This is a genomic window from Pseudolactococcus yaeyamensis (assembly GCF_054658615.1).
Window position 1 is genome coordinate 1 of sequence record NZ_BAAGGP010000087.1, and the last position, 11,799, is coordinate 11,799.

Annotated in this window: 13 protein-coding genes and 1 pseudogene; 13 read left to right on the forward strand and 1 reads right to left on the reverse strand. The window is 35.9% G+C overall.

Annotated features, from left to right (window positions below; all coding sequences use genetic code 11):
- From ACYQ21_RS13050 to ACYQ21_RS13085, 8 genes and pseudogenes are all read left to right on the forward strand, one after another.
- A pseudogene (locus ACYQ21_RS13050) lies at nt 1-2,921 on the forward strand (hypothetical protein); the annotation flags it as partial.
- Between the two features lie 16 nt (nt 2,922-2,937).
- On the forward strand, nt 2,938-3,081 hold the full coding sequence (locus ACYQ21_RS13055; RefSeq protein WP_460058902.1) for a hypothetical protein: 144 nt from the start codon (nt 2,938-2,940) through the stop codon (nt 3,079-3,081).
- Nucleotides 3,065-3,250 (forward strand): hypothetical protein, encoded by a 186-nt coding sequence (locus ACYQ21_RS13060; RefSeq protein WP_460058904.1) that lies wholly within the window; start codon nt 3,065-3,067, stop codon nt 3,248-3,250. The genes ACYQ21_RS13055 and ACYQ21_RS13060 overlap by 17 nt, the downstream gene beginning before the upstream one ends.
- A 285-nt stretch (nt 3,251-3,535) precedes the next feature.
- A complete protein-coding gene (locus tag ACYQ21_RS13065; RefSeq protein ID WP_460058905.1) occupies nt 3,536-3,778 on the forward strand; it encodes a TIGR04197 family type VII secretion effector in 243 nt (80 codons plus the stop codon).
- The gene (locus tag ACYQ21_RS13070; protein WP_460058907.1) at nt 3,775-3,993 is read left to right on the forward strand and encodes a hypothetical protein; all 219 of its coding nucleotides are present in this window, start codon (nt 3,775-3,777) and stop codon (nt 3,991-3,993) included. The genes ACYQ21_RS13065 and ACYQ21_RS13070 overlap by 4 nt, the downstream gene beginning before the upstream one ends.
- A 139-nt stretch (nt 3,994-4,132) precedes the next feature.
- On the forward strand, nt 4,133-5,341 hold the full coding sequence (locus tag ACYQ21_RS13075; protein ID WP_460058908.1) for a T7SS effector LXG polymorphic toxin: 1,209 nt from the start codon (nt 4,133-4,135) through the stop codon (nt 5,339-5,341).
- A 7-nt stretch (nt 5,342-5,348) separates the two neighbouring features.
- On the forward strand, nt 5,349-5,903 hold the full coding sequence (locus ACYQ21_RS13080; RefSeq protein WP_460058909.1) for a hypothetical protein: 555 nt from the start codon (nt 5,349-5,351) through the stop codon (nt 5,901-5,903).
- The gene (locus tag ACYQ21_RS13085; protein WP_460058911.1) at nt 5,900-6,196 is read left to right on the forward strand and encodes a DUF4176 domain-containing protein; all 297 of its coding nucleotides are present in this window, start codon (nt 5,900-5,902) and stop codon (nt 6,194-6,196) included. Before ACYQ21_RS13080 ends, ACYQ21_RS13085 begins: the two co-directional genes overlap by 4 nt.
- An 84-nt stretch (nt 6,197-6,280) precedes the next feature.
- On the opposite strand, the gene ACYQ21_RS13090 is transcribed toward ACYQ21_RS13085, so the two are convergent.
- A complete protein-coding gene (locus ACYQ21_RS13090) occupies nt 6,281-6,763 on the reverse strand; it encodes an Rrf2 family transcriptional regulator (RefSeq protein WP_460058912.1) in 483 nt (160 codons plus the stop codon).
- A gap of 251 nt (nt 6,764-7,014) precedes the next feature.
- Between ACYQ21_RS13090 and ACYQ21_RS13095 the strand changes: the two genes are divergently transcribed.
- The 5 genes from ACYQ21_RS13095 to trxA all read left to right on the forward strand — a co-directional run bounded on the left by ACYQ21_RS13095 (nt 7,015) and on the right by trxA (nt 11,613).
- On the forward strand, nt 7,015-8,106 hold the full coding sequence (locus ACYQ21_RS13095) for an oxidoreductase (RefSeq protein ID WP_460058914.1): 1,092 nt from the start codon (nt 7,015-7,017) through the stop codon (nt 8,104-8,106).
- A 2-nt stretch (nt 8,107-8,108) separates the two neighbouring features.
- Nucleotides 8,109-9,497, forward strand: coding sequence for an MATE family efflux transporter (locus ACYQ21_RS13100; RefSeq protein WP_460058915.1), 1,389 nt, complete (start codon nt 8,109-8,111; stop codon nt 9,495-9,497).
- A 126-nt stretch (nt 9,498-9,623) separates the two neighbouring features.
- Nucleotides 9,624-10,607 carry an AvrD family protein gene (locus tag ACYQ21_RS13105; RefSeq protein WP_460058916.1) on the forward strand — a complete coding sequence of 328 codons (984 nt, stop codon included), beginning with the start codon at nt 9,624-9,626 and terminating at the stop codon, nt 10,605-10,607.
- Nucleotide 10,608: 1 nt separating this feature from the next.
- Nucleotides 10,609-11,298 carry an AAA family ATPase gene (locus tag ACYQ21_RS13110; RefSeq protein ID WP_460058917.1) on the forward strand — a complete coding sequence of 230 codons (690 nt, stop codon included), beginning with the start codon at nt 10,609-10,611 and terminating at the stop codon, nt 11,296-11,298.
- 3 nt (nt 11,299-11,301) lie between these two features.
- Nucleotides 11,302-11,613: a thioredoxin gene (gene trxA / locus ACYQ21_RS13115; RefSeq protein ID WP_460058919.1), complete on the forward strand. Its 312-nt coding sequence runs from the start codon at nt 11,302-11,304 to the stop codon at nt 11,611-11,613.
- Nucleotides 11,614-11,799 lie beyond the last annotated feature (186 nt).

Consider the following 11,799-nt stretch of genomic DNA (forward strand, 5'->3'; position numbering starts at 1 on the left):
ATGACAAAAATTACAACTGGCAAGTTGTGTCACGTTCGGTCGCAGACCGAGCCTATAAAGAAAATTCTGTGGATGCGGTGATTTACCTGCCACAAACTTTTTCGCATGACTTGTTGACACTACAAGAGATTGACCCAACTCAAACTAAGGTTGATTATAAAGTGCAACATCAAGATGATGACTTGCTTGATAGTGTTTTGGAAAATAAAATCACTTCTGTCCTCTACGATTTTAACCAAGATGTTGTGAAGATGTATTATGCCAGTGTCGCAGGAAATATCGCTGAGGCTGAAAATAATATGAACGGTGTTGTCAGTAAACACGAACTTCTTGTGTCAGATTTGATTGGTCAAGTCAAGACACCGTTTGGTGAGAGTTTGCCAAACTATAATATCTTTATCTCTGGGGCAAATGGTCTGAAAAGTATGAATCAAGCTACAATTTCAGCGCACAATAGTTTCACGGAGATGACGGCTAAAACATTGACACAAACAAGTGATAGTTTTGCCAAGCAAGGTTCAGATGTCAATGCTTATTTTGAATTACAAAAACAGATTGCCAATCAAAATGTATTGAATGCTAATAAAGGAATTGAGAATCAGGCTAAACAAAATCAAGATTTTTATTACTCTCAATTTACAAGTCAAAATCAAAATATTTTGGAACGCATGTCTCTTTTGAACTTCCAAGAACGTGATGGCACAAGTGATGAAACTTTTGAAGAATACAAGAAAAATCTTGAAGACCTTGAAACTAAGGTAAAATCCTACAATACGACAAATGAAGGGATTGAACAAGATTTAACTGACCAAGTTGCTGTTTTGGAGGGAAAACGAGACGAGCTTTTAGATGTTGAAAAAGACCTCTATGCGCAATTTTTCGATACTGATTTACCTATCACAAAAGATAATTATAAGGAACAGTCTGAACTCGTAATAAATTCTACTTTTGCTAGGGAAGCTTTGGCAAAGAAAGTTCAAAACTCTTTTGTCAAGGATAGAAATTTACCTTTAACAGATGATAAAAAAGCTATCAAGTCGATTCAAGATTTGATTAGCCAGATTTCTGTTAATGTTTCGGACTACAAACTGGATACGCTATTAAAAAGAAAGTCTATCACGCAAGAAACGAAAGACAAATACGAGGCTGAGCTGGATGTCATTCAAAAATATGCAAATGCCTATCAATTAACGACTGGGAATGTCGCACTTGCCTCAATCCCAGAAGAAGATGGAGCTGCTACGCACGAGATGACGCAGGTTTTAACTGTTAAAGTGCCACCTCGTACGACTTATATCTCTAATTCACTTTTGAGTTCTGTTTCAGATGTCGGAAGTGTAGAAACTGGTAGAACGACAGTTGCGCCAGATGGTGGTGCTACAGATGGGGCAGGTAACGGAGGCGACACAAGTAGCTCAGGTGATGGTAACGGTACAGATGTGTCGGGCAACGGAGGCGACACAAGTAGCTCAGGTGATGGTAACGGTACAGATGTGTCGGGCAACGGAGGCGACACAAGTGGCTCGGGTGATGGTAGTGGTACAGATGAGTCAGGCAACGGAGGCGATACAAGTAGCTCGGGCGCTGGTAGCACTACAGACGAGGCAGATACTGGTGGGAGTACGACAGATAGTCCTTCAGAAGCAAAAGTTGAAGTGAAAAAAAGAGTGGCTAGTTCAAAAAATCTCAATGGAAAACGTGAGATTGTACTTGAAAATACTTCTGATGACATTGTTGAATATACGGTTACATTAACAGTAACGCTTGATGAGAGTAACTCTGAATCATTTGAGGTAGCTTGGAAAAATGGACAGGAGCTGGTTTATAGCTCAACTCTAACTTTTGTTTTTGCTACAAGAGATAGTTTGGCGAGCTATTCTCAATATGTTGGCATTAAATCCTTTGATGAACTGACTAACTTATTTAATAAAATAGACCTGACAGCCAATCTCATTGCGACTTTCTATGCTGCACCAGATAAATCCTATGTCGATTTGAAAAATGCGAAAAGTATAGGTGATTTTGAAACTTCTGCAGACGATTCGGTTTTCAATCTTTATGGCAATATGAATACTGCTTTCATTTCTAAAAAGTTGAGTAATCAAGATGTTTCTTCATTCTTGCAACAAGGGGAAAAGAGCATTAAAGAAGTGATAGACCTTATCAAAAAATTAGATGAGGTAATTAAAGCATTAGGATTAGATAAAGATAACTTGTCAGCCAAACTTCCAGAAGATTATTTTCCTTCGACTTTGCAATCACTTCAAAATTGGCGTGATAAAACAGTGAATTTGATTGATACAAACTACCAACATTATAAATCTTGGAATGAAGATACACTATCTAGTATTGATAAAACATATCAAGGTTGGCAAGTCAATGAAGTCAAACAACTTGAGGTAAAAAATTGGGAAGGCTACAGTAGAGATGAAGAAGCTATCTATATCAATAATAGTAATGACCTTTATGAACAGCTGAATGCCCTTATCAGTACTAGTAGTGAGACAAGTAAAAGTATTGCACAGAGCGCTCAGACTGTGCAAGATAATTCAAATGAATTTGAGATGTTAGTTGCCTCGGCGAATACGACCCAAGCTGATGCTCAAAAAGTTTTAAGTAATACAAACAAGTTAGCTGACACAGGGTCATTTGATTTAGGGGCAAGTAAAAACTACTATACAAATTTCTCACAAGTCTTGGCAAACACGAGAACACAAGGCGCAGATACTAATGCGATTTATGATTTCTTTGCGAAGCCTATCCTATCAGAGAATAAAACACCTGAGAGAAAGGCATTTGACAATGCGAAAAACTTTGACTATCGTTCACCACTTATCTTTATGATTGGTTTGTTTGGAGGCATGCTTCTGTTAATGGGATGGAACAAATTCTCAATGCGAAAAATGAAACAAGAAGTATAGGAGAAAGGTGTCTATCATGAAAAGTGAATATATCGAAACAATGAACCAAATCAAAGCTCCAAGAGAGTTGGTAGAAAAGACTAAAAAGTTGATGCGAGAAGAACTTGAAAAAATCGAAAAGGAAGGGAAAAAGGAAGATGACAGTGAAAAAAAGAAATAAAGGAATTGTTATCTTGATTGTCATGTTATGTGCTGTGATTGCAGGTATTGTTTATCATAAAGTACAGGCAGATGAAAAAGCAAGAGAACTAAAAATGGAAAAGCCAATTCCAAAACCTAACAAAATCCCAAAAGACAAATCGGATATGAAAACATTTAAATCTGAATAATGCGTCTAATAAAACTGAGTGAAGATTGCCTACTTCGCTCAGTTTTATTTTTGATAATTTTATGTAGGATTAAACGTTTATTAACAGATAAAAGGACAAGTCCCTATTTTATTAGTGTTTCTCTTCTAGCTTATAAATTTAAAAATAACAATACAATTTTCTATTCGAACATGGTAAACTTATTTTACTCTATTCATTTTATAGAGAAAATCTAACAAAGGGTGTGAAAAATCAATGAGTGACTTGAACAGCAGTTTTTCTGTTGCTTCTAATCATGCAGGATAAATGTCTAGGGCTGCTAATACCTTATCAAGTATTCAAGCATCACAAACCAAAGCAGAACAGACAACTGTGATAGGCAATACAAATGCTAGACAGAGCGTTCGATCAGTTAAGACATCTATTACTACGCTTGTCTCCACATTTAATGGAGATATTCAAAATGTAACTTCTGTTGCTTCAGAATTTGCTCGGGTAGACCAAGAACAATCGACAGAATTTGATCCTATTGGAGATTTACGCTTATGAAAGAAGTAGAAAAACAATATAATGAAGAAATACTTCTTTCAAGAAAACTACGAGAGACTGAGGAAAAACAAGAGGATGTTTTGCGAAAACTTCGAGAGGCATCTGAGTTAGAAGATGAGCTGAAAGAACCTTATTTTTATGAAGAACGCCTATTTCGAACAATCTCAGACTATTGGCATAAACGCTATTATCTGAAATGGCAAGTGACAGTCTAGGGGATAAACGACAGAGTTTAGAGACATTTGAAAATCATACGCAGACCTTATGCTCAGAGTTAGAAATTTTAAAAAATTCGGAAGAAAATTTATTTAGAAGAAAAGCGAGAGGTAGCGTTGAAGGGGGAGAATAGAAAATATGTCAATCAAGATGTATTTAAGTGAAGTTCAGGCGCAATCAAGCGGCGTCATACAAATAGCTAATGCGTATCGTGAAGCACTAGGTGGCATAACAGATAGTTGTACAGCTTTTTTGAATGCACCATTATCTGGTAAAACCTATGATTCCGCCAAAACCTATTTTACGACAGTCTATCCGCCGATAATCAACGGTTTACAACTGGCTTGTGAAGAATTGGCAGAAGCACATCGACGTTTTCCAGATGAATATGTGGCGAAGGTTGAGGGGATTGACTTAGATGAAGCAGTACTTGAACAACAGATTGCTGACGCAAAAAACGTGTTAGAATTACAATATCGTGCGATTGATTCCTTAGAAAAAGCAGAAATAAAAGATTTCGCTATGGAACGAAGCATCATGCGAACACAACATCTGATTTCTGAATTACAGAGGAAGTTGGAGAAATTGCGAGAGTTCAATGCCTACTCTCCTTCTATTTTTGCTAATGTTGAGTCTGTCCTAGATTTGGTTAGTACTGGTCTGTCTGCGATTGGGCAAAGTAAAGCATGGAACGCTAGTACGGTTAGATTTGAGATGAATAGAATCAGTCTATCATGGGCAAAGCCTTTACATGAGAAATGGAACGAACATAGGGATGATAAAGAAAAGGAACTTGAAAAATTTCTGGATAAATTGTCTGATAAAGAAAAAGCAGAATTACAAGCGAAATTAGAACTGGCTTCTGAAAAGGATAAGGCGAATGTGTTACAAGCATTTTTTGAAGAGAATGGCTTGGGGCTCATTCAGGATTTATCGTTATCAGGGATTGAAGAATATTTTAATAAACATGGCGAGATCATCGCAACAACATTTTATAATGCCAGTGCGAGAAATACAGGCACAGAAATTGGTTCTGCCTTGCATATGGGTGGAACGATTTCCAAAAATCTAGGAAAAGCAATGCCTATCATTGGTTGTGTCGTTGATTTTGTTGGGCAGGTTGTTGACGGAGAAAATGGAGTAGATGCGGTTAATAAAACCCTACTTCATTTTGGTGCAGGTATTATCATAGATACTGTGATTGTGGGTGTAGGTATTCCAGCACTTCCAGCGCTAGTACTAGGGACAATTGCAGGTTCCGCAGTTAGTAACTTGATAGATGTGGCATATGATGGTTTTACTGAAAAAGTATCAGATTTCATAGGTGGCCTTTTTAGTTGGGGGTGATGTGATTTTGGAGAAAAATGATGATTATGTTTTAATCTCAAACAAGTATGAGACGAATAAATTATTGTACTACAATTTTGAGTTGCGGGCATTTTATGCGAGTGAACTTGAGAATTTCAATCCTATCTTTTTGATCCCTTTAGGTTCAGTTATCTTAACGAGATATTTAAAGCTATTTGAAACTGTTCAAGTTCCAGAGGTGCTATTTTCTTATGCACCAGTTTTGGTAGTGGGAGTAGGTATCATTTTAGGTTTAATACTAAGTCAAATTTATAAAAGATTTAAGAGTAGAGAGTATTCAGTCGTTATTATCTCAGCGAAAGAAGTCAGTCATTATTTGAAAGATACTAAAAAGATGATGTTGCTCTTTATACCATTTTTACTATTTTTATGCTTGCTTGTTTTAACTTATCTTTTCTTTTTTAACGAGAATTTGATGAACTTATTAACAAGCCTATTACTTGTGATTACAACTGTCATTTTTATTATGGAATTTAATTTTAACAAAAAAAGAAGCGCTTATATGGCGTTGAAAAATAATTTTAAGGATGATGTGAAATGAAGCTTTTACCAATTGGAACAGTTATCCGCTTAGCTCGGGAGAAAGAGCAGTTGTTAATGATTACCTCAAGATTTCCGTTATATAATAGGCGAGGGGACATCGGATATTTTGACTATGCAGGTTGCTTATATCTGCAAGGACAAACCTCACAAGAAACTTTCTTTTTCAACGCTGAGGATATAGAAAAAGTATTATTTGAAGGATTTATAAACGAATCAGAAAAAGAATTACAAATACAGATTGACAATGAAATTCAGACTATCACGTATCCAAAATTTGATTTTCCTGAGTAATGCTTGTCGTAATAGACAAAAGAAACCAACGCAAGTTTTAGGCGTTGGTTTCTTTTGTGATATTAACAATGAAAAACTTTCATTTTATGTGCCATCGTTGATGACACTTTGAATCCACGTATCAATTTTAGTCGTGTCATATTCTAATACAATCTTCTTCTCTAAATCTTCTAGTGTCACTTCTTCCATAATTTTTCGCCAATCATCCTCAATAGTTTCCATCACAATACTTAAAGAACATTTTTTAGTAGTCGGACTATCTTCACCAACCAAGTTTGAGATGAGGTCTGTTTCATGAAAAAAAGCGCCTCGTCCCTCTATGGCATCAAAGATATTAGCTAAGTTGATATCAGAGAGTGGTTTGGCAAGAGAGAACCCGCCTTTTTTTCCTGTTGAAGATAGAATTAGTCCCTCGTGTACTAAAAGTTTCATCATTTTCTTTAAATAAGAAGGGGAAAGTTTTAAACGATTACTGATGTCATCTGCAGTTATGGCATAGCCTTGTGGCGTTCTATCTAAGATAAGTAAGATATAAATGCTTTGCTCAATACCTGATTTAAATTTCATATTGACTTCCTTTTTCTGATTAGATTTTCTTTATTATAGACATTAAATATACCTAAAAAATCTATATTCCTTAATTATAATAAGATAATTCTTCGATTATGTCAATGTGTTCTAGAGTTTAGGTAAAAAATATAAGCTGATAAAATAATTCAAACATCTATTGACATATCAAATAAAAAGAATAAATAGACCTATTAAAGATATTTATTATCTATATTAGGTATTTAGAGCGAAGTAAAGGAGAAATTGGCATGGACGAAAGACTGGAAGAAATCTTACTGAGCAATTTTTATTCTGAAAAACTAACCTTGAAGAATAGGATTGTTCTATCTGCAGTACCGACAGGAATTATAAACAATGGTATACCAACAGATAATAATAGTCGCTTTTATGCGGATAGAGCTAAAAGTGTCGGACTTATTATTGCAGGCGCCATTAACATTGCACATGAAACTGCTCCTAATTTTCAGGGTATGCCTGAGATTGAAACAACTGAACAACTCTTAGCTTGGCAAAACATTACAGATGAAGTTCACAGACAGAAAAGTAAAATTATCGCTCAGCTATGGCATAGTGGTGGCTATCGAAAATTATGCACAACAGAGAATGTGGCAACAACGACACCATCTGGTGTGATTGCTGGGAATATTGTTGGCAAGCCTATCGCTCGAGAGGACATTTTGGAGATTATCTCATGTTTTTCACAAGCAGCTATCAATGCTAAAAAGGCAGGCTTTGACGGAATTGAGATTCAAGGCGGACATAGTGGATTGATTCATAATTTTTTGAGTCAAGATACAAATTTGAGAACAGATAGCTATGGTCAGAACCGAGTTGCTTTTGCCCAAGAAGTTGTTAGCGCTTGTAGACAAGCACTCGGAGAAGATTTCCTTATTCTATTTAAAATTTCGCAATTTCAAATGTATGATTTTAAAGCAAGATTGTGCGGAATGCCAGAAGCATTAACAGATGTTATTAGACCTCTTTCTAAAGCAGGTGTAGATATATTTGATTGTTCAGCTCTTGATTTTAGAGATGATGCTTTTCGAAATGTCGAAGGAACTTTAACGACATGGGTTAAGAAAATAGTGAACAAGCCAGTAATAACGACAGGAAGTATTGGCTCAACTATTCCCTTTAGTGAAGATGTGACAACGATTGTGAAAGCCTTGATACGAAGTCCAGATTTTCTAAATCAATCTAGTGCTAAGAAAGCAGAAGTGCGATGTCAAGAAGAACTATTAGGAAAACTAGAGGAAAAAGAAGTTGATTTAGTTGGTGTGGGACGTCCGATTTTATTGGATTCACAGTGGGTTGAAAAAGTAACAGGAAAAGTGAGGTAAGTATGGAAAAAGAAATAGGAAGCGTTCAAGTAACCAGTAAAAATTTATTTGAAGTAGGGTTGTTTTCAAAGGTAGACATAAGAAAAATCGTTCTGCCTTTAATTATTGAACAAGCCTTGTTGCTATCGGCGGGTATGTTTGACATCATGATGGTGTCCTTTGCAGGAGAAAAAGCAGTTTCTGGTGTCTCTTTGGTAGATACAATGAACACACTTTTGATATTTTTATTTACAGCTCTTGCGACAGGTGGTGCAATCGTTGTTGGGCAGTACATAGGGAATAAAAATACTAGGGATAGTCAAAAAGCATCGAAACAGCTCTTGATTATTAGTCTTTTACTTTCATTTTTCTTTATGATGGTCTGTCTGGCACTGAATGAACAATTATTATCCACAATATTTGGAAAGATAGACAGTGGGGTATTACGAAATGCAAAAATTTATCTCTATGTCACGGCACTTTCTTTTCCTTTTATTGCTATTTATAGCTCAGCTACGGGGCTATTTCGATCAATGGGAAATACTCGAATTGCCATGAACACATCACTTATTGTGGCTGTTTTTGATATTTTCTTAAATGTACTTTTCATTTACATTTTTAAATGGGGGACATTTGGAGCAGGTTTTTCAACGTTCATTTCAAGAATGGTTGCAGCAGTAGTTATTATTATTCTTCTAAGAAAACCAAGTTTACCTATTGCTGTTCGTCGCTATGATTTTTGGCGTGTAGACTGGTCAATGATGAAAACGATTTTTAAGATTAGTATTCCCTTTAGTTTGGAAAGCTCAGTCTTTCAAATTGGAAAAATTATTCTAACAGGTCTGATTGTAACTTTTGGAACAAGAGCGATTACAGCAAATGCAGTAACAGGTAGTTTAACCAATGTTGCAACAATTTCGGGGCAAGCCTTTTGGCTTGTGATTACGACAGTTGTGGCACAATGTATCGGGGCAAGAGAATTCGAACAAGCAAAACTCTATACTCGTTCCTTATTAAAAATGTCAACGGTTTTGATGTTGGGGATGAATCTGATTTTGTTTGTGCTACTTAAACCTATTTTAAGCTTGTATCACCTTTCGCCTAAAACCTTTGAGATGTCTTACACTATCATGTTGCTTCATATCATTGGTTGGGTTACGGTATGGGTTATCTCTTTTGCACTACCTAACTCCCTTCGAGCCGCAGGAGATGTGAAATTCCCGATGATGATTTCAGCTTTCTCTATGTTTGTTTTTAGAATTGCTTTTTCTTACATTCTAGCTTATGGCTTTGGCTTAGGTGTGTACAGTATCTATCTTGCCATGTTGATGGATTGGACATTTCGGTTTATCTGTTTCATTGTTCGTTTTCAAAGTGGCAAGTGGAAAAAATTTGCGATTGTTCAAAAGTAAGTCGAATTTTGTAAAGGGTACACCCTTTACTGTTATGTCACGACATAACAGTACTCTGAACAGCCTATTAGGTATTTCTGATGTTACGGCATCTTGCAATAATAGAAACGGGGTAAAATTGTGAATATGAACTTTTTTAAAGATATTGATGATATCTTAGGGGATAAAGCAACACGATATTTTGGTAGCGGATACAAGCAAGTTACTTATGATATTTTAGAGCTTATTCTAGCAGATGATATTATCAGTGCAACTACGACGATTCATTATCCTCTTTCGTGGTCTAGGAAAGATAATGAAACAGAGTTAGTTCCTCATTTGAGCACAATTGATGCGACATATATCGGTTTACAGTTGTGTGAAAGTTTTTTGACCCAACAATTCGGTTTGGCGTTAGTTTCACGAAGTGACCTCTTTATCAAGCGTTTGCATTTAAAAGCCAAGAATGGTGTTTTGGAGAATCTAAGTCAGGTGGCTTGTAAAATCGAGCATTCGGTTAATTCAGGGGTTCTATATGATGAGCATAAATTTAGTGGGCAAATCGGCAATATTGTTTTTTACTCTGAAATTGAGATGCCCACAAACCTTAACACTAACAAAACTTTCTTAAGCCATCATTTTAGAGATGTGGCAGAAATCTTGGGAAATCCAGCATCACGCTATCTTGGTGAGATGTATCGTCAAACCCAACATAAAATCAAAAATATCGAAACAGATTGTGATAATTTAATCTCTAAAGCTGAAATAGAGGTAAGTAATCAAATTTTTGATTTCAATTATCATCAGGGTTTAGATGCGACCTACTTATCAAATCTGACACCCTCAGTTTTGGATTGTATTGTCGCCATTGCGCAACTTTCGCAAGTTTTGCTTTATGAAATGGATGACCTGAATCGAAAGAACAGTCAGACACTATGGATGCGACAAATAAAAATTGAGAGGCATCATGCTAGTCAGGATATGTTTCAACCCTCTATGATAAAGGTTGAGAAAAGCAAAGTTATCAGAATGAAAGAAGGAAAATGGCGAATGGTTGACTTAGCAGGTACATTTTATAATTACAATTTTCAATATTCACTCGCACATATTTTACCAGAGGAGATAATTTAGTATGAAAATAGCAATGTCAGGGACGTATTCAACAGGAAAAACAACAACTACACTCGCTTTAGCACATTTGACTGAATTAAGTAGAACGCACGCCAAAACAATGCGAGAAATTCTACCACTTGCATTGCCCGGCAAAAAATTGGAAGAATGTACTGCACTAGAATTGTTTCAATTGGGCATTAGACGATTTGCGGAGCGTTCGGTTTCAGAAAGTCATTTAGATTCCTTTGTATCAGATGGTTCTTCACTACATGAATGGATTTATGGCACTGTGAGAATGTCTGTTGGCATCAACCCAAATGATCGAAACAGTCAGGTAGTTTCAGAAGATACCTTACAAACGTTAAAAGAAGTTATCTATCAGTTAGGGTGTGTGGTTAAAGACCATGCGAAAAGTACCTATGATTCTTTTATCCATCTGCCTGTGGAATTTCCGCTACAAGAAGATGGACATAGACCAGTATCTGAAGCGTTTAGAAAGCAGTCTGATACCTTATTTCTTCAAACACTTGATGAGTTAGAGATAGACTATCACATTGTAGGTGGGACAATTGCCGAACGATTAGAAAAAATCATGTCACTTTATCATCTGCCGCAGGTTATGTCACTAGAAGAAGCGATTCAACTAGCAAATGAAGAAGTTAAAGCTTACCAAATTCAAATTGAAGATACATTTTATAACAAGGAGTAGAAAATGCCAATTACAATTACAGATAATACATTCATAAATGAAACAAACGAAGGCTTAGTTTTGATTGATTTTTTTGGTGAATGGTGTTCACCATGTCGAGCGCTTTTACCAGTATTAGAGAAACTTGAAGAAGAATTATCAGAGAAAATCAAAATTGTTAAAATTGATGTAGACGAAAATCCCAAAACTGCTCAATCTTTTGGGGTTATATCAGTTCCAACTTTGATTTTGAAAAAGAATAATGAGGTTGTTAAGCGTGTTACAGGGCTTCATAGTAAGTCAGTACTACTGGACTTGATTTCTGATTATATCTGATGTGAATCATTTTTGGAGGAGAGTCATATGAAAAAATTTTTGATAGCACTTACCTTAGTTTTTCTTGGTATCTCTTTTATAAAAAAGAATAATATCTCAATTAAAACACAATGGACCAAAATGAAGAAATAATCTCTTGTCTAACAAACAGTCAGATGAGAGGGACAAAGCAGAAAGAGCTAATTT